This is a genomic window from Methanoregula sp., assembly GCF_028712425.1.
In the GTDB taxonomy this organism is placed as follows: domain Archaea; phylum Halobacteriota; class Methanomicrobia; order Methanomicrobiales; family Methanospirillaceae; genus Methanoregula.
The window spans coordinates 24,707-46,423 of sequence record NZ_JAQTQD010000001.1 but is presented as its reverse complement, the minus strand read 5'-3'; the positions used below and the strand labels follow the sequence as shown (position 1 = coordinate 46,423).

21 protein-coding genes and 1 pseudogene are annotated in these 21,717 nt (G+C 56.4%); 12 read left to right on the top strand and 10 right to left on the bottom strand.

What is annotated here, in order from left to right; translation table 11 throughout:
* The first annotated feature begins 28 nt into the window (after window positions 1–28).
* Complete coding sequence (locus PHF39_RS00215; protein WP_300218866.1) at window positions 29–907, top strand: branched-chain amino acid ABC transporter permease; 879 nt, start codon at window positions 29–31, stop codon at window positions 905–907.
* Between the two features lie 2 nt (window positions 908–909).
* Window positions 910–1,899, top strand: a complete 990-nt coding sequence (locus PHF39_RS00210) for a branched-chain amino acid ABC transporter permease (RefSeq protein ID WP_300218864.1) — start codon at window positions 910–912, stop codon at window positions 1,897–1,899.
* A gap of 69 nt (window positions 1,900–1,968) precedes the next feature.
* On the opposite strand, the gene PHF39_RS00205 is transcribed toward PHF39_RS00210, so the two are convergent.
* Together PHF39_RS00205 and PHF39_RS00200 are read right to left on the bottom strand one after the other, a co-directional pair.
* On the bottom strand, window positions 1,969–2,664 hold the full coding sequence (locus PHF39_RS00205; protein WP_300218862.1) for an ABC transporter ATP-binding protein: 696 nt from the start codon (window positions 2,662–2,664) through the stop codon (window positions 1,969–1,971).
* Between the two features lie 15 nt (window positions 2,665–2,679).
* Entirely contained in the window at window positions 2,680–3,408 is a 729-nt protein-coding gene (locus tag PHF39_RS00200) for an ABC transporter ATP-binding protein (protein ID WP_300218860.1), read from the bottom strand.
* A gap of 227 nt (window positions 3,409–3,635) precedes the next feature.
* Between PHF39_RS00200 and PHF39_RS00195 the strand changes: the two genes are divergently transcribed.
* The 9 genes and pseudogenes from PHF39_RS00195 to PHF39_RS00160 all read left to right on the top strand — a co-directional run bounded on the left by PHF39_RS00195 (window position 3,636) and on the right by PHF39_RS00160 (window position 10,910).
* Window positions 3,636–5,141, top strand: coding sequence for a sodium/solute symporter (locus PHF39_RS00195; protein WP_300218858.1), 1,506 nt, complete (start codon window positions 3,636–3,638; stop codon window positions 5,139–5,141).
* Window positions 5,142–5,247: 106 nt separating this feature from the next.
* A pseudogene (locus tag PHF39_RS13905) lies at window positions 5,248–5,316 on the top strand (zinc ribbon domain-containing protein); the annotation flags it as partial.
* Window positions 5,317–5,448: 132 nt separating this feature from the next.
* Entirely contained in the window at window positions 5,449–5,916 is a 468-nt protein-coding gene (locus PHF39_RS00190; RefSeq protein WP_300218857.1) for a hypothetical protein, read from the top strand.
* Between the two features lie 38 nt (window positions 5,917–5,954).
* On the top strand, window positions 5,955–7,298 hold the full coding sequence (locus PHF39_RS00185; RefSeq protein ID WP_300218855.1) for an FAD-dependent oxidoreductase: 1,344 nt from the start codon (window positions 5,955–5,957) through the stop codon (window positions 7,296–7,298).
* Between the two features lie 63 nt (window positions 7,299–7,361).
* Window positions 7,362–8,066 (top strand): glycosyltransferase, encoded by a 705-nt coding sequence (locus tag PHF39_RS00180; RefSeq protein WP_300218853.1) that lies wholly within the window; start codon window positions 7,362–7,364, stop codon window positions 8,064–8,066.
* 20 nt (window positions 8,067–8,086) lie between these two features.
* On the top strand, window positions 8,087–8,500 hold the full coding sequence (locus PHF39_RS00175; protein WP_300218851.1) for a PaaI family thioesterase: 414 nt from the start codon (window positions 8,087–8,089) through the stop codon (window positions 8,498–8,500).
* Window positions 8,501–8,562: 62 nt separating this feature from the next.
* Window positions 8,563–9,123: a DUF2148 domain-containing protein gene (locus tag PHF39_RS00170; protein WP_300218849.1), complete on the top strand. Its 561-nt coding sequence runs from the start codon at window positions 8,563–8,565 to the stop codon at window positions 9,121–9,123.
* A 152-nt stretch (window positions 9,124–9,275) separates the two neighbouring features.
* A complete protein-coding gene (locus PHF39_RS00165) occupies window positions 9,276–10,355 on the top strand; it encodes a GHMP kinase (protein ID WP_300218848.1) in 1,080 nt (359 codons plus the stop codon).
* A gap of 54 nt (window positions 10,356–10,409) precedes the next feature.
* Entirely contained in the window at window positions 10,410–10,910 is a 501-nt protein-coding gene (locus PHF39_RS00160) for a YqhA family protein (RefSeq protein ID WP_300218846.1), read from the top strand.
* 125 nt (window positions 10,911–11,035) lie between these two features.
* Here PHF39_RS00160 and PHF39_RS00155 read toward each other — a convergent pair whose 3' ends face one another.
* Entirely contained in the window at window positions 11,036–11,704 is a 669-nt protein-coding gene (locus tag PHF39_RS00155; RefSeq protein WP_300218844.1) for a VTT domain-containing protein, read from the bottom strand.
* Window positions 11,705–11,877: 173 nt separating this feature from the next.
* Between PHF39_RS00155 and PHF39_RS00150 the strand changes: the two genes are divergently transcribed.
* Window positions 11,878–12,762: a PEGA domain-containing protein gene (locus PHF39_RS00150; protein WP_300218842.1), complete on the top strand. Its 885-nt coding sequence runs from the start codon at window positions 11,878–11,880 to the stop codon at window positions 12,760–12,762.
* A gap of 316 nt (window positions 12,763–13,078) precedes the next feature.
* Here PHF39_RS00150 and PHF39_RS00145 read toward each other — a convergent pair whose 3' ends face one another.
* The 7 genes from PHF39_RS00145 to cdhB all read right to left on the bottom strand — a co-directional run bounded on the left by PHF39_RS00145 (window position 13,079) and on the right by cdhB (window position 21,717).
* The gene (locus tag PHF39_RS00145; protein WP_300218840.1) at window positions 13,079–14,386 is read right to left on the bottom strand and encodes a PEGA domain-containing protein; all 1,308 of its coding nucleotides are present in this window, start codon (window positions 14,384–14,386) and stop codon (window positions 13,079–13,081) included.
* A gap of 61 nt (window positions 14,387–14,447) precedes the next feature.
* Window positions 14,448–15,074 carry a class I SAM-dependent methyltransferase gene (locus PHF39_RS00140; protein WP_300218838.1) on the bottom strand — a complete coding sequence of 209 codons (627 nt, stop codon included), beginning with the start codon at window positions 15,072–15,074 and terminating at the stop codon, window positions 14,448–14,450.
* An 84-nt stretch (window positions 15,075–15,158) separates the two neighbouring features.
* Window positions 15,159–16,994, bottom strand: coding sequence for an ASKHA domain-containing protein (locus tag PHF39_RS00135; protein WP_300218836.1), 1,836 nt, complete (start codon window positions 16,992–16,994; stop codon window positions 15,159–15,161).
* 94 nt (window positions 16,995–17,088) lie between these two features.
* Window positions 17,089–18,525, bottom strand: a complete 1,437-nt coding sequence (gene acsC, locus PHF39_RS00130) for an acetyl-CoA decarbonylase/synthase complex subunit gamma (RefSeq protein ID WP_300218834.1) — start codon at window positions 18,523–18,525, stop codon at window positions 17,089–17,091.
* Window positions 18,522–19,778: a CO dehydrogenase/acetyl-CoA synthase subunit delta gene (gene cdhD, locus PHF39_RS00125; protein WP_300218832.1), complete on the bottom strand. Its 1,257-nt coding sequence runs from the start codon at window positions 19,776–19,778 to the stop codon at window positions 18,522–18,524. The genes acsC and cdhD overlap by 4 nt, the downstream gene beginning before the upstream one ends.
* Window positions 19,759–21,162, bottom strand: coding sequence for a CO dehydrogenase/CO-methylating acetyl-CoA synthase complex subunit beta (gene cdhC, locus PHF39_RS00120; protein ID WP_300218830.1), 1,404 nt, complete (start codon window positions 21,160–21,162; stop codon window positions 19,759–19,761). The genes cdhD and cdhC overlap by 20 nt, the downstream gene beginning before the upstream one ends.
* A 15-nt stretch (window positions 21,163–21,177) precedes the next feature.
* Window positions 21,178–21,717, bottom strand: coding sequence for a CO dehydrogenase/acetyl-CoA synthase complex subunit epsilon (gene cdhB / locus PHF39_RS00115; RefSeq protein WP_300218829.1), 540 nt, complete (start codon window positions 21,715–21,717; stop codon window positions 21,178–21,180).

Genomic DNA, 21,717 nt, shown 5'->3' with positions numbered 1-21,717 from the left:
CTATACACAGGCAGGTGCTGATCGACGCATGGAAGACCTCTCTATCATCCTCCAGATCCTTTTCTGGGGGCTCTATGCCGGATGCATCTACATCCTGCTTGCCACGGGACTGAACCTGATCTTCGGCGTGATGAAGGTCGTCAACTTCGCGCACGGCGAGTTTCTGATGGTGGGCGCCTACATCACGTTCACCGTTTTCCTTTTTACCGGTTTCAACCCGTACGTCATCCTCCTCCTCTCGATGCTCGCGCTTGTCGGGATCGGCGCTATAGTTGAACGGCTCTGCTTCCGTCCCATTCTCGGGACCGGCAAGCTCAACGAGATCTTCCTCTCTATCGGGCTCATCTATATCTTCCAGAACGGGGCCGCCATGATCTGGGGGGATGCATGGCAGAGCGTCAAGAGCCCGTATGATGGGATCTCCGTGCCGGTCGGCCCATTATCCGTTCCTCTTGACTATATCATTATCATGGTCGTGACAGCCCTGATCCTCTGTGGGCTGTACCTCTTTTTGAAAAAGACGACCATCGGCATGCAGATGCAGGCAACGAGCCAGAACCGGAAGGGTGCGATGCTTGTCGGTATTAACGTGGAACGTATCGATATCATCAGTTTCGGCCTCGGTTGTGCGCTTGCGGCGGCTGCCGGCACGCTCTGGGTAGTGAGCGGGCAGGTCTTCAACCCGTACATGGGCGCAATCCCCGCAGTCAAGGCCTTTGCCATCATCATCCTTGGCGGCCTCGGGAGCATTCCCGGGGCCATCATCGGAGGGCTCCTGATGGGACTTGCCGAGAACGGCGCCGCGTTTTTGCTGGGCGGGATCTGGAAAGACGCGGTCTCGTTTATTGTCCTGATCGTTGTCCTGGTAATACGGCCGACCGGGCTCTTTGGCGGGAAGGAGGGATAAAGATGCTTTCGAATATACCGCTATCGCTCCGGTATGCGACTGCCCTAGCGGTCATCGCTGCTGTGGCGCTCCCCTTCCTCACCGACAACATGTTTATCGTGAACCTTGCGGTCCTGATGCTTATTGCCATCATCTTCGCTTCAGCCTGGAACCTTCTTGCCTGCTCGGGCCAGGGGTCGCTTGGTCATGCAGCGTTCTTTGGCATCGGGGCGTACGCATCAACCCTGGTTGCCGTGTCTCTTGGTATCACCCCGTTCATCACCATCTTCATTGGTGCCGGCGTGGCCGCGGTCATCGGGATCCTTATCGGCCTCACCTGCGTGCGACTGAAGGAATGGTTCCTTGCCATGGTCACGTTCGGGTTCGCCATCATCGTCCAGACACTCGTGGTCAGCGTGCTCGCGCCCATGACCGGGGGATGGGACGGAATACCTTCGCCCCGGCTTGTCAGCCCGGCCATACCGGGCTACCAGCTGATCGAGTACTATGCCATCCTCCTCATCACCATAGCGACAATCATTGCCATCTGGTACATTATGCGGTCAAAGGCAGGCCTCGCGTTTCTCGCGATCCGCGAGAACGAGACCGAGGCGCGGGCTGCCGGGATCGACCCGGTCCGGTACCGGCTCCTCGCATTTGCCATATCAGCGTTCATCGCGGGGATCGCCGGGGCGCTCCAGATCCACCATATCGGGTACATTACCCCGGAATTGTTTGGTGTCGACAATTCGTTCTGGCCGATTACATACGTCATTCTGGGCGGGCTGGGCACCATCGCGGGCCCCATTATCGGCACGGTTGCACTCACCGTTATCTGGGAAGGGCTCAAAGAGACCGGCATGACCTTTGCCCGGTATGTCATCATCGGCATCATCCTCATCCTCACGATCATCTTCCTGCCTAAAGGGCTTGTCAGCCTGCCGGAACGTCTTGTGGAATGGATGGCACGGAAAAAAAGAAAGATGGAAACTCATCCATTGACGGGAAAATAACCAGGACCCGGTTCCTGTTTTTCCCTGTTTAAACCGGAACAAGGGTGCCGGAACGCCTCATCTCCCCAATCAGATCCCGAGGTACGCTTTCTGGATCCGCGGATCACAAAGAAGAGCCTTGGACTTTCCTTCCTCCACGATCCGGCCATTCTCGAGAACATAGCCCCGCTCGCACATGGCAAGGGCATTCCGGACGTTCTGCTCTAAAAGGAGGACGGTCATTCCCTCGCGACCGAGCTGCTCCAGTGCACGGAAGACCTGTCCGGTCAGGAGCGGGGAGAGGCCGGTGGAGGGTTCATCAAGGATCAGGAGCCGGGGCTCCGACATGAGTGCCCGGCCGATGGCAAGCATCTGCTGTTCGCCGCCGGAAAGCGTCCCTGCTTCCTGGCGCTCCCGTTCCCGGAGGACCGGAAAGAGGCGGAATACGCGGTCAAGGGCTCGTTCACAATGAAGGTTCTGTGTCCCGCCCAGCAGGAGGTTCTCGATAACAGGCATGGACGGAAAAATTTCACGTTTCTCGGGAACGAGAGCGAGACCCTTGGTAAAAAGTTCATAGGGCGGATGGCCAAGAACCTCCTGCCCGTTGAACACAACCGACCCGTTTGCCCGCTTGTTCAGGCCGGCGATAGTCTCGACTGTGGTCGTCTTGCCGGCGCCGTTGGGGCCGATCATCGTGACAAGTTCTCCCTTGTTGACATGGAACGAGAGGTCCCAGACTACCTGGAGATTATTATGAAAGACATTGAGGTGGGAGACTGAGAGCATGGCAGATAAACCTCCTCAAAATGCGTCGATGTCACCGAGATAGGTGTCGATGACCCGCTGGTTGTTCACCACGTCATGCGGGTAGCCGTCGGCAATCTTCTCGCCATGATCGAGGACAACAATACGGTTCGAGACCCCCATGATGACGCTCATGACATGCTCGATGATCAGGATTGAGGTCCCGTCATCGCGGATCTTCCGGATCAGGCCCACCGCCTCACTACTCTCCTTCGGGTTGAGCCCGGTGGTGAGTTCGTCTAAGAGAAGGAGTTTTGGATGACTCGCAAGCGCCCGGGCAAGCTGGAGCCGCTTGAGCTCGACAACATTGAGGTTCCGTGTCAGGGTACCGGCCTTCTCCTCCGGGAAATTGACAAAGGAAAGGATCTCCCGGGCCTCAATACGGGCCTGCCTCATGTCAGGGGAACGGGTGTTCCCGAACAGGACACCGATCATCACGCACTGTTCAGCGTTCAGGTTGGGGAATGACTCGGCGATCTGGAACGTCTTTGCTATGCCTCTGCGGCAGATCCGGTCAGCACTCAGGCCCGTGATGTCTTCACCAAGAAACGTGATCTTCCCGCCAGTCGGGGGAACCATGCCGGAGATGATATTGAGGAGCGTTGTTTTACCGGCCCCGTTCGGTCCCACAAGGCCGACGATCTGGCCGGCACTCATCGTAAGATCAACATTGTTCACTGCAGTAAGGCCGCCGATCTGCTTGGTGACACCGGAAAGAGAGAGCACGAATGATCACGAAGCCGGAATTATGTCATATGTTATCATGGAGCATAAAAAAGATACCGGTGCATCACTCCGACCAATTTCGAACGTGTTATATGTTAGCATGCTTCAACCTAACACGGTACAATGTTTGGGTTACCGGATTTGACTGTTATTGTCGTTGGCGGGGTTGTGCTCGTCATCATTGCTGCATTGCTGTACTGGGGACTTACCTTTAAGGAGAACGCGTCATGAGCGATATAGTGACCATTGTCCTTGTGGCAATCTATTTCCTTGCCATGGTGGGGATTGGGGTGTGGGCCTCAAAGAAGATCCATAACATGGAGGACTATGTTGTTGCAGGAAGGTCTCTCGGTTTCTGGGTTTTCACCCTCCTGATGATTGGATCGGTCTGCTCGGGGATGTCGCTTCTCGGTGTCTCGGGCCTGGGATTCAAGTTTGCCTGGCCCACCATCTGGGAGCAGATCGCTGTCCCGCTCTCCATCGCATTCTGTATTATCTTCTTTGGTGTCAAGATGTACGCGGTGGCAAAGAAGTCTGGTTACATAACCGTGCAGGACTATCTCGCCCACCGGTTTGAGAGCAACACGGCACTCCGCGGCCTTTCTGCCGTATCGGGGATTGTCGTGTCCATGATCTACCTTGCCGGCCAGTACACCGCAGTCAGCATCGTCCTGATGTGGCTCTTCAAGATCCCCCATCTCTGGGCACTCCTGATCGGTGCTGCCATTGTCACGATCTACACGGTCATCGGTGGATTGTACGCCGTCTCATGGACTACGCTCGTCCAGGGTGTCATCCTTATCGCAGGTGTCCTCATCATGGCCCCCTTCGTCATTATGGCGGCCGGCGGATTCACGCATGTCAATGAAGTTATGGCATCCATCAACCCTTCGAACGTTGATCCGTGGGTTGCCGGGGGCGTCTTCTGCCCTGAGTACGTGGTATCCTTCCTCCTCCTTCTCACCATCGGCCTTGCCTGCGCCCCGCACGTGATCAACAATGTACTGGCGGTAAAGGACATCTCGTACTTCAAGTGGGCGCCGATCATCGCGTTTGTCGTATACGGCATCGTGATGTTCCTCCTGAAGTTTGCCGGGTTCGCGGGCATGTCCATGGTAAAGGAAGGACTTATCGTCCTGCCGGATGTGAAAAATGCATCGGACTATATCTTCGTTGCCGGGATTGAATATGCGCTCCCGAGCGTCCTTCTCTGGGGCATTCTCGGTGTCATCATCCTTGCTGCGGTCATGTCCACGACCGACCGCCTGATGCTCACTATCGGGACATACTTTTCATGGGATATCTACAAGAAGATCTTAAAGCCGGATGCACCGGATAAGCAGGTCCTCCTTGTCAGCCAGCTCTCGGTGCTGGGTGCTGCTGTCATCACGCTCCTGATGGCAATCAGCCCGCCGGACATGCTCGTCTGGCTCATCTGGGCCGGTATCGGGATCATGTTCGCCACGTTTGCCGTGCCGCTGCTTGCAGGGCTCTACTGGCGTGGTGCAACCCGTGAGGGTGCCCTTGCCTCGATGGCGCTTGGCCTGATCGCAGCACTCTTCTTCGGCGGCCTGAGTTACTTCAAGATCCAACTCTTCGCTATGCCCATGCACTTCTCGTTCTACGCCTTTGTCATCTCGCTTGTTGCGATGATCGTTGTCAGCATGGTGACAAAGAAGACCTCGAAGAAGGTGCTGGACGAGACAATGACCGGGTGGTATATCCGGAGATAACTTTTTTCCTCCGGCTACAAGACCAGAGCCACAGTGCATAAACTGTAAAGAAATCTTTTTTCTTTCTGCCGGGAAAGGTGTGGTAAGCGAAAACCGGTGATTCCCGTTGCGGTCATGTCCATCCTGTGGTGCACCAGCAAAACCTGTCGATAAATTCTGCGGGCAGTGCGGCTCACCACTGGAGCCGGCCCCGGGGGCCGGGACTGTTGAACAGTCCTCCAATGTACCGCGTACAGCTAAAAAAACCATTTTCATTGCCCTTGGGATGGGTATCATCATTCTCATTATTGCTGCCGGAGCTGTTTTTATGAAAGGTGGATTGAACGCACCTTCAGGCTCTGCTACGGCAAACCAGTCTTTCCCATCTGGTTCCTATGTCCTCATCGAAACAGAGATACCGGCAACAACGAGCCCGGTGACCATGCCTCCACCCACACCAGCGCTTCCAACTGAAATCCCGCCAACCATGAAGACCCCGAAGTACGGCACCTGCCCGACAGACCGGAGGCTCTGCGGCACGAACTGCACGGACACCCTGACCGACAGCAGCAACTGCGGTTACTGTGGCAATGCGTGCACCCGGGGACTGGCCTGTATCAATGGCCATTGTTTACTGGACTGCCCGGCCGGAAAAACTGCCTGTGTCGAGGGCTGTTTCAACCTTCAAACCGATCCCGACCATTGCGGCATCTGCACCAACAACTGCCCGGCCGGCCTTGTCTGTTCCAAAGGCCAGTGCGCACCCCCTCCGACAACCATCAACAGGGCTCTGTAGCAACTGCTTATCGGCCAGGGTTTCACCCCTATCAATATATGGCCGGCGAGTCAATCTATGGAGCAGTGACAACAGCAATCCTTGGGGGCGGTCTCACCGGCCTTACCCTTGCCCGGCTCCTGCACGAACGGGGGGAAGAGGTCATTGTTCTTGAAGCGGAGCCGGTAATCGGCGGGCTCTGCCGCTCCGTGACAAAAGACGGATTCACCTTTGACATCGGCGGGTCCCATATCATCTTCTCCCGCGATGCCGAAGTGCTCGCGTTCATGCGAAGGATGATTGCCGGAAACGAACAACGCAACAACCGGAATACCAAGATCTTCTACAAGGGATCCTTTGTCAAGTACCCGTTCGAGAACGGCCTTTCACAACTTCCTCCTGATGACAGGTTCCTCTGCATCAACGGGTTTGTCCAGAACTTGATCGCAGTCGAAAAAGGAGACGTAAAAGAACCCCGCAACTTCCGGGAGTGGATTTATTTCACATTCGGATCCGGTCTCGCAGAGTGCTACATGGTGCCATATAACGAGAAGATCTGGAAGTACCCCACGGAGAAGATGTCGCTTCACTGGGTCGATGGCCGCATCCCCCGCCCTCCGGTCGAGGACATCATAAAATCGGCAATCGGGATCGAGACCGAGGGTTATACCCACCAGGCTGTCTTCTCCTACCCGGTTGATGGGGGCATCGAAGCCCTTGTCAGGGCGATCGCAAAGCCCGTGGAGAAGTTCATCCGCACCGGCTTCCGCGTCACAGCTGTTAAGAAGAAGGGCACTGCATGGTTGATCAGCAATGGCAGCGAGACGATCCCTGCTGACAAGGTAATCTGTACAATCCCGGTCCAGCACCTGCTCCCGTGTCTTGACAGTGTCCCGACAGAAGTAAACGCTGCTTGTGAAGCCCTTGTGTACAATTCCATTGCATGCATCACCATAGGGATAAAGGGAACACTTCCCCCAATCTCCTGGATGTACATCCCGGATAAAAAACTCGGTATGACCAACCGGCTCTCCTTCCCTTCAAACTTCAGCCGTCACGCAGCACCGGAAGGGCATAGTTCGATCCTTGCCGAGATCACGTACCAGCCGGGCGATGAAGTCGCAACGCTACCTGATGCAACCTTGGTCGATGAGGTGACACGCATGCTGGAAGAAATGGGAGTCTGCACCCGGGACAGGATTGAGTTCAGCGCTGTTGAACGCCAGCCTTTCGCGTATGTTGTGTACGACCTTGCGTACCAGGAGAACATCGCGGTAGTCAAAGAGTATTGCACAAACGCCGGGATCCCGCTTGTGGGGCGTTTTGCCCAGTTCGAGTACCTGAACATGGACGGCGTTATCCGTTCTGTTTTTGATTTTCTCGGCAATGGCAGGGCGGGCTGACCCATTCCGGCATCACCCTTATTATCCGTGGTACCAAAAACCTAGAGAGGAGTCTGCATCCCGATGATCTCAGTTGTCATCCCAACGTTCAATGAAGAAGAGAATATTGCCCAGTGCCTTGTTTCGCTCACGCACCAGACAATCCCGAGAACCGAGTACGAGATCATTGTTGTTGACGGGGGTTCAAAAGACAACACCTGCGGGATTGCAAAGAAGTACGCAGACCAGGTCTTTACCCAGACCAGCAGGAAAGTCGGGGGTGCCCGGAACGATGGCGTGATGGCGGCCAGGGGGGATATTATTACCACAACCGATGCTGACTGCATCCTCCCCCCGGGCTGGATCAAGCGGATTGCCGATAACTTTGTGGCGGACCCAGGACTTGTCCAGCTCTACGGTCCGGTCTACCCCATCGAGGAGGGGCTCCGGAACAAGTTCTCCCTCTTCCTTGCCAATACCTTCTCGCGGATCGGCTACTACAGCCGGACCTTCTATTATACTCTCGGGTGCAACACGGCATTCCGGAAAGATGCGTTTATCAAGGCCGGCGGATACCGGTGCATCGACGCCGGGGACGATCTCGAGATCGCGATGCGCCTCAATGACCTTGGCAGGATCAGGTTTGACGGGAAACTGAAGGTGGGATTCTCAATGCGGCGCTACCAGCAGTTCGGGACACTCCAGTCGCTGTACGAATGGGTTTATATCGTGGCTGATGGCGGTGAAACGGACAAGTACTCGTACACCCGGAAAGATTACAAGGGATAATTGCCGGGAATTTTTTTACCATGACCTGTAATCCCGAATTCCTGCCGGATACTACTGCCATCAAGGCTACAATTCAAAAATTCAATGAGAGCGAATTCGCCCGTCTTTTAGGAATAGTTGTTGAGGAAGCCCGGGACGGGTACGCGCGGGTTACTATGGACTGCACCGGAAAAGCAAACCCGTCCGGGGTTGTTCATGGCGGGGCGATAGCCTCCCTTGCCGACCAGGCATTCGGCATTGCCGAGAACTGTGCAGGCATACACCGCGTTGCAGTTTCCATTCACATCCAGTATCTTATCCCGGGGAACGGCCTGCTTGTCGCCATTGCGGAACGGGTACAGGACAATGGTTCCTGCGACACCTGCCGGGTGCTGGTGTATGCCAGCGACCGGATCATCGCCGAGTTCACCGGGGTCGCATTCCGGGTAGACTGAGTTTCACCATCCCGGCATTATTATCCGCATCCTTTTTTCTTTCCGGCAGCGCATATCCCGGTATGACCCCGGAACAGAATGCGATTCTGGCTGTTGCTGACCTGATGGCACTTGCTGCCCGCACGGCCCCGAAGGGAAAGGGCGAGGATACCCTGGAGGTCCGCGTGCTTGACAAGAAGGCAACAAAGAAGCTTGCCACCCGGCTCGAAACGATTGGCGAAGAGATGCAGATCGGGTTCTTCATCCGCGATGCAAAGAACATCGCAGCGTCCGATGCCTGCGTCGTGGTTGCTTCTCGCGGAGATACGATTGCTGGCATCAACTGCGGGGGATGCGGTTTTGCAACCTGCACCGCACTCCAGAAGGCAAGAAAAGCGAAGAAGAAAGAGAGTCCTTTCTTTGACGGCCCGAACTGCGTTATCCGCATGGCCGATCTCGGGATTGCCATCGGTTCGGCAGTAAAGACAGCCCAGGTACACAATGCCGACAACCGGATCATGTACTCCGGAGGGGTTGCAGCCCGCGATCTCGGGATTGTGCCAAAGGACTGCACGGTCGCCTACGCGATCCCGCTCTCGGCAACCGGCAAGAACATCTTCTTTGACCGGCCATCATCACGCTGAATCCCAACAGATCCTTTGACAAAAAAAGCCCCCCTTTGCATCACAGCTTGCACTGAGTGACCTCCAACAACAGATGTTCCATCCCCGTGCACCAATTCACATGCGAATAAGAAACCTTATGCGCTGGATGTAACAAAGGGGATCTTATACCCATGGCGATTATGAAGATACGCGGGGGTGATCTCGATCTCGTTGAATACGAGTTTTCCACCTTCGCACCCGGCAAGAATCTCAAGACACTGGGATTTGAGAAGAAGAAATTCTCCCTTCGCCCCATACGCGAGAAGGTGCATGTCAGGGCTCCGGCCCGGATTCACCTCACCGTTCTTGACATGAACCGTTTCGCACCGGACCACCCGGGCGGCGGCGGCATCGGATTTGCCATCCAATGTTACTGTACCGCAGAAGTCCGGTGCACGAAAAAGGCGATCAACATCGACTATGACCGGGCTCCCATCATCGAGAATTTCATCCAGGTCTTCCGGAAAGTCACGGGATACAAGGGAGGGTTCTCGGTTAAAGTTACCGACCACGAGCACAAGCACGTGGGGCTCGGCTCCACGAGCACCGTCATGATCGCGGTCGCCACAGCGCTCAACGAAGCCGTTGGATCCCCGCTCACGGTCACCCAGCTCCGGCACCTCATCGGTCATAATTACGTAGAAGAGACCGCGGACGGGAACATCGCGTTCGGGTTTGAGACGGGGGTCGGCCCCGCCGTCAGCGTGCACGGGGGCATGGTACTGATGGGTGATGAGCTCGCGCTCGCCTATCACCATACCTTTGCAGAGGGGAAGAATGTATACATCATCATCCCGCCAACCGATATCTCCTCGGCCGGCACGCAGGAATTCGACCTCTTGATGAACAAGGCACGGACGCTGGATTACCGGGACCGGGAACTCAAGGCATACTTCTTTTTAATGGACCTCGTCCCGGCACTCGAACGCGATGACCTCAAAAAGATCGGCGACGTCATCTGGGAGATCGAATTCCGGGGATCGAAACGGGCAGAAGTCGAGCACCACAGTTACGGCATCTACCATTACATGAACCTCCTGCGCGAGAAAAAACTCGAGTTCGTTGGCATGAGTTCCGTGGGCCCGTCCATTGCCGTTGTGACGGGTCTTGACAAAAATGCAATGAAGAAACTGATCGACCCACTCGGCCTGAAAATCGCCATCGCTACAAAGTCTGATAACACCGGGCTCATCATCACCCGGTCCCCATAATTTTCCCGGATCATTTTAGTCAGGCATGTATCGCATGAAGTTAATGTCCGGGTGATGTTTGCCCGGTTCTATACCCTGCGCTATATCTGTGTCATTGCAGTTGTCGCCCTTTTTGCCGGCTCTGTCCTGATGTTTTTATCCGGGGCATTGCATACCATCGAGGCCTACCAGATCTTCTTTTTCGGCCACAGTGTTGTTACCCTGCCGGGCCACCTGAGCGAGAACACAATCGCCTCGGTTGTCCTGATCCAGGCCGTAGACGCTTTCCTCTTTGCACTCGTCCTCCTCATCTTCTCGTACGGGGTCTACACCCTGTTTGTCCACCGGGAAGAGGAGATGCAGATGAAGCTCCCCAGGTGGCTTCGTATTGAGACGATCAGCCAGCTCAAGACAACTCTCGTGCAGGTCATCATTGTCATCCTCGCGGTGAACCTGCTCGAGTACGTGGTTGTCGCCGGGTCCGAATCGCTCCGGTGGGAGGCCCTCATTATCCCTGCCTCCATGGTCGGTCTTGCCCTTGCACTCAAGCTGATGCATACCGGACAGGAAGTCTGATCCACCCTCTTTTTCTCCGCACGGCAACGATACAATCAGATACAAGTCCTTCATGTTACTGCGGGAAAAAACCTGCTGGAGAAAACTGAACGAGGAAAAAAAGGTGGAATCGATACACCACGCGTTCACTGGCGGGACTCGCCGGTTTCCTTCTTCCGCTTCAGGTATGCAGAAACAAGATTACCAAGGATGAAGACAATTGTTCCAAGGGAGAGGAGGATGACACCGATCATGAGGAGACTCATGTTCTCTTTCACAATGGAAAAAGTGCCAAGGTAGTATCCTGCCATAACAAGGCTGAACGACCACGCGATTGCACCGAGGAGATTCCAGAGGAGGAACCGGCGGTACTGCATGGTCCCTATTCCGGCGAGGCAGGGGGCAAATGTCCTCACCATGGGGATGAACCGGGCAACGAAGATGGTTGCCCCCCCGTATTTCTCGAAAAATCCGTTCGTCCGGTCTATGTACTCTTTCTTTACCAGATTCGGGTACCGCTCGCAGAAGAAACCAAGGCCGATCCGGTTCCCAATCCAGTAGTTGAGCGTGTCCCCAAGAACCGCTCCGGCAATAATCACGGCAATCAGGATCCAGAGGTCCAGGATACCGCTTGCGGCAGCTGCACCCCCGACAAAGAGCAGGCTGTCACCCGGCAGAAACGGCGTGATCACAAGGCCGGTCTCAAAAAAGATGATGACAAACAGGATTACATAGGTCCAGATCCCGTATTCGTTGACCACCGCGGGAAGCTGCTGGTCAATGGTGAGGAGGATCTGGAGGAACGAATCGATCATATATCCTGTACCAATGCATCATCGTTACAGATAAGGTCGGTGGTTGCCTGCAGAAACAGCCCCAAGGGGAAAACACTTAACGGTTTTCCCAAGAAACATTATTAACGGATCTCCCGTATTGGTCCGCTCTTTCAGGGAACAAACCCTGCTTATGACGATACAGGAAAATACCTATGGCACGATACAACAACTCACCCGCCCTCATGGCGGTTATCCTCTTGTGCACGGCCCTTTTTCTTGCCGTGCCGGTCCAGGCATTTACCGCTGATTCACTGGACATTACGATAGACAAAAACGGGGATGCCACTGCAGTTTTCCGGTTCACCCTGGAGGGTTTGATCGAAAATGCCATCCCCCAGTCCGTGCTCGAGGAACAGCTCGTGAAGGGACTATCCTCCGGCTCCGAACCGCCCACGCTCGTCTCAATGGACCGCTCCCGTGCCAGCATTATCCTGAAAAAATTCGCAAACACCTATGACAGCCCACAGGGAACCGATTACCTGACCAGTTCCATGGATTTCCGGAAAGCCGAGATTGCACTCCAGAACTCCGCTGTGAGCAGTGTCATTTCCGCTGATTTCTCACCGGCAACAGCAACCCTGATCTTTTCGGACGGGTATGTCCGTACTTTCACGGATATCGAATCGCTGCCCTCGATCACCCATACGATTATCGACCCGGTGAAAGCCGCTTCTGCAAAAGCTGCCGCAACCTCAGCCGTAACACTCGCTGCAACCCCCGCCGCCCCTCCACAAACCGGTACTATTAACGTCACTTCATCGCCGGAGGGTGTCGCAGTCTGGATCGACGGGACCAACTATGGCAATACACCCGCAGTCTTCAGCAATATCCCTGCCGGGGCACATTCACTCACCTTCAAAAAAGAGGGTTATGCCCCGGTAACAAAAGACGTTACCATCACCAATGGCGCGACAATCCGGCTCTCGGTCTATCTTGCACCCATTGAACCTACTCCAACACAAGCACCCACCGGCGCGCTTGCCACGGGTATTGCCATCGCCCTCTGCCTTGCCCTCATGGCTCTCCGCAGACCGTAAACTTCTTTCCTTTTTTGACTACTGGCATGAAAAAAACAAGATTTTCATACCGGCAGAAAACACTGCTCTGTAGAAATCCTTCTGTAATCCTCTCAATGGAATTACGAGTGTGACCCCCATTTCCATTTTTCAAGGCTCCCGGGCGGCTAAGTTCCGCGGTCTGAATAGTCGACAGACCGTGAGGATGAGAAGAATCCGATGGACTCTTCGTGGGGCGAGGGTTGGGAGATCCCGAGCACCCGTGGCTTCATCTCTCCCTAAAACTATCCCAAACTGGTTTTCTTCAGATGAGAAAAAACAAAAAAAAGGTCGTGGTTCAATCCTTCCGGCGGAGGAGGAGAAGGACTGCACCAATGATTGCTATACCGGCAATGACAGGGGCCGGTGATGACTTTGGTGTTGGTGTCACTTTGGTAAGGGCTGCCGAGACCGTGCTGACCGCGCCACTGTTCACCTGTGTTGAGACAGAGTACTCCTGGTACCCGTCAAGCTTCATGGACACCGTGTGCGTCCCGGCCGTGACGTCGGGCAGGGTAAGCGGAGAGATCCCGACAAAGGCATTGTCGAGGAAGACATTGGCCCCGGCCGGGGTGGACGTGATGGTAAGGCCGCCGGATCCGGTGGGAGCTGCGGTCGGCTGGAGAAGCGCGCTCACTTCTGTCACGGTATTGGGAGAGACCGAGACCGTTGCGGTATATTGCAGGTAACCGGGGCGGTTCAGGACAACGGCGTGAGTTCCCGTGGCGACGTTATTCAGTTTCAGGGAACCCGATGACGGGGTCTCACCCATGATGGCGCCGTCAAGTGTTACTGATGCGCCGCCGGGACTTGAAGAGACATAGATCCAACCGCTTGTGGATGACGGCATCGGGTTCAGCGTTGCATCAATGGTCCTGGTACCGCCAGCAGGAACATTCACCGTTGATTTCCAGTCATAATACCCGGCATGGTCAACTTCAAGGATATGGGTGCCCGCAGCAATATTGCTGATCGTGAGGGGTGTTTTTCCCTTGTATGCGGCATCAAGATAAATACTGGAGCCGGAAGGTGTGGATATCACGTACAATGAGCCGCTTGTCACATGGGGAGTCAGCGGACAGTGGACGGTTGTCTGTGTTCCGGAGGAGACATAAGCTGTTGTCGAATAATCCTGGTAACCAGTCTTCTCTGCCCGGATTGTATACGTCCCGGGCCAGACATCAGCAATGGTAAGGGGCGAGAGACCGCGGTAATCGCCATTGAAATAGATCTCCGCACCCGACGGCTGCGAACTCACGAAGATGGACCCGTACCGCACCGGGACCGGGGTCACGACCGGGTTCAGGGTTGTGTAGACTGTTGTTGTCTGGCCTTTTTTGGGCATGGTGAGGGAAGCTGTGGCAGGCAAATACCCGCTCTTTTCCACCGTTGCCGTGGAATAGGGGGCACCGGTCGTGTATACCAGGGCCGTGTAAGACCCGCCGCTGATCTCTCCCATGTACTTGCCGTCAAAGTACACCGAGGCTCCATCCACATTACAATAGACCGTAATCCATCCTTCATCGCCACCGAGACCGGATGCTCCGGGAATACATATCAGCAGGATGAGGGCAGCAATGCACAATGTCAGGTATCTCTTCGTCATCGGGATTCTCCTGTGAGAGAAAATGGGTGCGGATACCATAAAAATGATCCACGAAAAACGTTCATTGAGGCTTCGAGAACAGGACAGTAATCTCGGAACGGGGATACTCTCTCCCCCGTACGCGGAGCGTCCATTCGATATGCTCAACAGTCCGTACGGTATATCCCGGAAAGATCGCGATAACATCCGGTTCCGAGAAATACCGGGTGATGATACTGTTTCCCCGGGCATAGGTAGCCGGCTCAACCTCGGTGCCAGTGCCGCAGCGGAAGTCCTGTTGCGAGAAAACCACAGCGTACAGGGTTCCGCCCGGCCGGAGTACACGGTCAATCTCGCGCGAAATACGGCGCAACCCATCCACAGAAACGTGCCCCAGCAGGTGGATGGCCGTCACGATATCAAATGAATTTTTCCTTATGGGGAGCTGCAGGGCATCTGCAACAATACAATCAACATTGGCCGGATTCCCGCCCACTTCGCTTGCAAGAGAAACTGCCGCAGGAGAGAAGTCGACAGCTGTCACGTGCCAGCCCCTGTCCTCCATGGATACCAGGGATTTGCCGTCACCGCAGCCAAGATCAAGGACCCGGGATCCGGAAGGGAAGGCGGGAAGCTGCCGCGGCGAACCGCCGTACAATCGCCCCTTCTTCCGGTAATCTGCTTCCCAGGATGCCTGCAGGGAATCCATATTCATCGGCATCGTTTTGTCCTCATCATCATTCCTGCAAAGGCTGCCGGGTGCGGATTGTCTGCTGTTACAGGCAATACCCGATTATATGCGGCGGGGAAAAAACTCGGGTTTGCCGGGTATATAGACTGCTGCCGCATACTCCTCGATAAAGTCGGCATCCACCAGCAGGTCGATGTAGACCATTCTCCGGGCAATGTCCGCTGCCTCCTCCCTCTTCTTTCGCGAGAGGATCGTTGCGCATGCGCCCGAGAGGGCCCCGTTCCCGATCCCGTGAACGGTTGCGTTGACAAAGTCGGGGATGATCCCGAACTCCACGACCTTCTTAATATCCGCATACGCCCCGAACGCCCCGGCAAGGAAGACGTGGCGGACATCGGAGATACCGACGCGGTACTTATTCATGAGGACACCGATTGCCCCGCAAGCAGCAGCCTTGGAATCGATAAGGTAGGCCATGTCATTTTTTGTGATCATGATATCCTGCCCGGTCGCAGTCTTCTCACCGGGCACCAGGACATACTCCGGTCCATCCGGCCCATCCCGAACACCGGGTTTTCCGGATACAATCCGCCCGGTGAAGTCAAGGATCCCTGCTGCCACCATGGCCGCTGCCGCATCAATAATTCCGGACCCGCATATCCCCCGGGGCTTCGCACCCCCGATGGTTGTCCAGGCAACGGCTCCCGTGCCGGGATCGATAGTAACATGGTCAATTGCCCCTCTCATGGCCCGCATGCCGGAGGAGATGCCGGCACCTTCGAATGCCGGGCCGGAGGCGCACGAGACCGAAGCCATCCAGTCTGCATTGCCCAGGATCACCTCGCCGTTTGTCCCGAGGTCGATAATCAGCGTGAGTTCGCCGGAATGGTTCATGCCGGACGTGAGGACATTTCCCACGGCATCGCCTCCCACAAACCGGCTTACGTCAGGAAGGCAGAAGACACGGGCATCGGGATTGATGGCAATACCAAGCGCTCCTGCAAGGACCACGCGGGGCTCACGGGAAATCTCCACATTTGCCAGTTCGAGCCGGGTGGGATCCTGCCCGAGGAGGAGCCAGGTCATAACCGTGTTGCATGCAATGCACGCATCGCAGATATCTCCTGAATCCGTGCCGGAAACCGTTGCGAGCTGCCGGATAACTGCATTGATGCTGTCGATTGCGGCTGACTGGAGCTTTATCCGCCCGGTTTCCGATTTAGCCATGGCAATGCGGGTGAGGAGTTCCTCCCCATGGGTGATCTGCTGGTTGAGAACAGATGCCTCGGCGCAAACCCTGCCGGTGTTCAGGTCAACAAGAATCCCGACAACGGTTGTAGTACCCAGATCGATTGCCAGTCCGAAATTCCGTGCTGTCGTGTCGCCATCCTCGATGCGGATAACCTCCGGGAACCCGCCGGAACGCGTGATGGTAACGGTACACTCCCCACAGCCGGTGGTAATCTTCTGGAGCTGGTCCCTCGTCATGTGAGGCCGGGTGCCGCGGTACCCTTCGAGCTGGATTGAACGGTGGGCGAGATTGTGGTGATCCGTGTGCGTAATGGCAACACGGTGTTTTGTCACCGCCGGGTCAAGTTCACTGACGGACTCATGGTGGTTTTGCAGGATCTTCGGGGAGTCTGTCCGGCTCTCAATGGGGATGATAAACTCACAGTCGCCAAGGATATGGGTCTGGCAGGCCCGGCAGTAGTTTTTCTGTACTTCCTGGGACGTGAGCCCGCGGACTGTTGCCGGGGCACCCGCATCGCAGTCTCCCCGGACATGGATCACCCTGCATTTATTGCACTCCCCTTTCCCCCCGCAGATGCTCTCCACGAGGATACCTGCCTTCTGGATGGCGGAAAGGACGGATGAGCCCATGGCTACGGTTACCGTTTTCCCCATGGGAGAGAAAAAGACCTCACAAGTACCGGTCATCTCAGGCTCCGCGGGTACGTGGCGGCATGTGAACCCGGGGTACATAGACCCCCGTCGCTATTTGCAGGATTTCGGTTGGCAGGGATCATAGAGGTCAGCTTTCCACAGGCCAGCGATCGCGGAGGAACTGCGAGATCCCCGAGGAGTCCTTGGGCCCGACCAGGATCTTCCAGCCGGTCGCCTCCTCAGTCTCCCCGCTCAGCCGTGCAGCAAGTCCCGGGATGATGAGGGTAGTATGGCTGACAAGGCTGGAAACATTGTTCTCGTTCAGTGCCCGTGCAATATCCTCTGCCGTGAAATTCCGGCCGGCAACTGCGCTCTCGACACTGAGACCCCCGGTATCGGCGACGATCAGGTAACAGTCGAGGTTCGCCGACTTGATGTCGGATTCTACCGTGAAGTACGTGAGGGCATAGTTGGTCGTGATGAGGACCGGTGACCGGGTATCCGGCCGGCCGAATGTCCTGACACCAGCCTCGACAGAGACCGGTTTCCGCGGGTCAGTGTAGAGGTTGAACCGCCAGATGAGCTGCGGGAGGATGACCCAGCCGTCGAGACTGTGCATGATCAGAAGGTCGGAATAGCGGGAGATGAGCATGGAGGCAGTGATGGCCTCCCGCCACTTGAGGACATCCTCGGAGAGCTCGCTGCCGGCCCAGACCGTGAGCGGGACACCGAGAAGGGGGAAGCCGAAGAGATCATCGAACTGCTTTGTGGCCGCGGTCCGGATCGCAGTGAAATTGGTTATGGTGTCACCCAGTCCTTCATCAGGGAAGGTGCCGGGGTCGAGGACAAGATCGCGGATGCCGCAGGCAAGCAGTGTAGCAACAAGGGACCGGAGCAGTGCAAGGTCATTGGGTGCAAAGACCGCAAGGGGGGCATTGTGCAGAAGGGCGAGATCCGCCATCTCCTTCCAGTTGCTTTCCGTTGCCGCATAGATGAGGGGGCGGCGCCCTTTTGCCGCTTCCAGGCCGGCAGCCATGACGCGGGCGTCCAGTGCGCAGAGGATGAGCGGGAACCGGCTGGCCCCGGATACCGTCCTGACGGTATTCCGGAATTTTTCCGGATCGTTTGATACAGAGCGGATGGCAATGGCATTGAGGGTCAGCTTCCTGCCAATGTAATTGTACGAAAAATCCCCGATCCTGCGGACACGCTCGATGAGTTCCTCCTCTTTCATCAGGTCGTTGACATCGATGGCAATCGGGGTGGGATTATGGTACGTGAAGTCATGGCGCTGCAACACGTACTTGCCCCCGATATCCATAGCATAATCGCCCGTGCCGATGGTGACCGTCCGGACGGGCGGGGCAAGGAGGATTTCGAGTTTCTCCCGCGGGGATGCGTATTCTTCCGTATGGACCTGGGGGCAGTCGGCAAGGAGGAGTTCCCCGTTGACGAGCCGCGTTGCATAGGCCATGCAGTTTGCCTCACCGCATTCCCCGCAGTTGGTCCGGGGGAGGAGCTTGTACACGTCAATCGGGCTGATCTCGCGGATGCTCTTTTTCTTCTTTGGCGCTGCTGGGGTCATAAACGCACCCCCACCCAGTCGGCGATCTGCCCGGCATGGGCATTCCCTACAGCCGGGAGCCGCGGGATGACCTCACGCATGGTGAGGACAGCCGCCGGGTGCATCATCAGGAAGAGGTCAACGCCGGCAAGGAGCAGCGTGAGCGCATTGACAGTCTCCCAGACCGGGCCGCGGAGCTGGCGCGACCCGTATTCCGGTGCCATCTTCATCCACGCCTCGCGGGCAGCCCAGGCATTGGTTGCTGCGGAGATGGTCGGGTGGGCGAGTTCGGTATCGCCCATCAGTGCGGCATATCTCGCCCGTTCATGGATGGTGAAGGAGTACTCAAGACCGTATCCAAGGGCAACGGTGGTCAGGTCCATGACAATCTGTTCCGGGGGGATGTACTCGTACAGGCGCCGGTTGAGCTCCTTGGCATTGTTCAGGTCAAGACCGGTAAATGCGAGAACGGCATGCCCGTGATCGCGGGCAGCTGTTGCCACCCGTTCAAGGATCCCTGCCTCGGCCATGTCAAGGGTCACCGAGTTGATGAGAAGCCGCTCACCTTCCGCCATCTCGGCAACAGCACAGAATACCTCGGCATCCTTTCTCGGGTCGCCGCACCCGCCGATGATGAGCGGGACATCGACTGCCTGGAGCACCGATTCGACCGTCTTCACCGCAGCCGAAGCCGAAGCATCGCGGAAGAGCGGGTCGGTACTGGTCAGGTGGACCGTTACTACGTCCGCACCAAACTTCTGAACATTCATCTTCGCCCATTCGGCCGGGTCTTCGATGACATCGGCAACATTTTCCCGGAGGACCCGGGGAAGGGTCACCGGCATGTCGAAAACATCGAGAGAGATGACCGGTGAATGGAGCGGGGGCCGGGCCGGATCCGAGTAGGCCGGGGCAGTTGCACCGCCAATGGTAATCGAGTGGCGGCGACTCCCCCCTTCGGCCTTTGTCGCGCCCAGCCGGACTTCGCGGATCCTGCCGGGGAAGTCGGTAGTAACCTTTGTATAAGACTCGCGGATCAGGTCTGTAGGTTTCACCGGCGGCTGGACAACAGTTCCGGGTGCGTCCGCGGTTGCCGGAGACGCGACAGTTCCTGTCATGGGGATGAAGAGATCAAGGTCTCCAATCTCCATCGTAAAATGCTCGAGCTCGACCTGGCTGACACCTTTTAAGAGCTCGCGGAGCTGGGGAGCGAGGGCGAAGAGCTGCGCTGCATCGAAGGGCGGGGTCGGGTTCTCAGGGTTTCTGCGTGCCATGGCGCTCACCTCCCGGGCGGATCGGCTGGATGATCACTTTCTCGGCAGTGATCTTCGCATTCTTGAGGATGATCCGGAATCCCCCTGCTGTAAACGGGATGTCACGTCCCGAAAGAACGGAGACCTCCTGTCGTTCGACCGGCATGTCTCCTGCTCCAGCAGGATTGTCCTGCTCCCACCGCTTCGTGACCGGGTGGTTATGGGACTGGAGGAACACCTTCAATTCATCGAGGGTTTTTGCGTCCTGCTCGGTGGCGATTGCCCCGTACACGGACTCCGGGATGAATGATTGTAAGCGTTCCTTTGTCTCCTGCGGCATCCAGACAACGCGATCATACCCGCCATCCGCTGCCATGAACTTCTGCGAACGCATGTACTCCAGCGAGATACCATGGAAGCCGTCAACCTGCCGTCCTCCCGCAGTTGAATCCGCCATGGTTGAGAACGGGAGCCCGTTGACCGTAACATCACGGAAGCCCCGGAGGACGATCCCGAAGCCGTCCACCTCCGGAATGTAGAACGCAATTCCCTCGAAACACCCGCAGGAGGTATGGGGATAACCGAATGCAGAGTAGAGGTAGACCCGGCTCACCTCCCCCATGGAGCGCTGCTTTGCACTCTCGTTCACGCCGGAATATTCTCCCTTTTCCGGATCAATGCACGTACCCTTCCCGATGGCATAGATCGGTCCCTTGGGATCGACCCCGGCAGCGGCACGCCCGTCAAACCAGCTGATGGCGCCGCAGTTTGCGTAGCGCTGGGGCGTGATGACACAGACGTGCGTGGGTGCAAACGACTGGCAGAGGGCGCATCCGTAGAAGACATCCACATCATCATCGGAAAGCCCCCGGGCGCGGGCGTCACGCGCCTCGTAGGTCTTCATGGCCTCTTCAAACAGGGGCTTTATTGCCGCAGGGTCCATGATGAACGTGACCTGTATCTTCTCGATAAGGGGCAGTTCCTTCCGGAAGAGGTCGATCATCACCTCCCCGATAAAGCGCAGGGACGTGAGGCCTTTTTTGAACGCTTTCTTTGAGACACGTATCCAGATGTCGTACCGCTGGTTAAGGTGCATGAAGCCCTCGATATAATTGCAGTACTCGTGGATGCGGCGTTCGACAACTCCTTCAAGGTCCGGCTCCAGCCTTGCACCGGAAATCTCCACGACAATGCCAAGCGGGTAATGCTTTCCCTCGGCCATATCAGCAATGTCGGGGCCGTTGATGAGGATCTTCCCGTCCTCTACAGCATCTGCCGGGCGGACACGTACAATCTCGAACTTCTCCGGCTCCTGCGGACCACCCAGCTCCACCTGCATGTCGTTTTTCCGGACACGCTCCCCTTCATGGACAAGACCAACTTCCACCGGGATATTCTCAAACATGGTATGCTCCGCGCCCTAGTCCTCGAGGTTCTCGACAATACCCTTCAGGTTCGCTGCCCAGTCTTTAATAGTACTGTTCGGGAATGACCAGCTTGCATTGGGCTGGTACACGCAGTCGAAGGTCATGGTCTTGACATTCGGTGCAAAATGCTTGAGCCCCGAAAGGATCGTCCACTCCATGGAGTACGGAAGGCCGACGAATATGGCAAGGTCGTACGGTTCCTTGCCGTCGAGGCCTTTCCATTCCGGGTCGGTGAGCCTGCTGCTGATCTCGACGGCGGACATGATCGCCGCAGGCTCGAACTCGCGGGAGAGAAACTCCCGGTTAGTGCTTGCCGACACAACAACCGGAATGACCGCCTTCCGCGCAAGGGCAATCAGGCACTCGATCATCGGTTTCCCGTCAACCTCATACTCGACAATACCATGACCTACGATCATGATCGGGCGCTTGGCGCGGCTGATCAGGGCATCAGCGATATCCGGCTTGAGGATGAGCGAGGCCTTCTTGGGGCCGGGGATCTCGGCAGTCTGCCAGGCATCCGTCATCGGCAT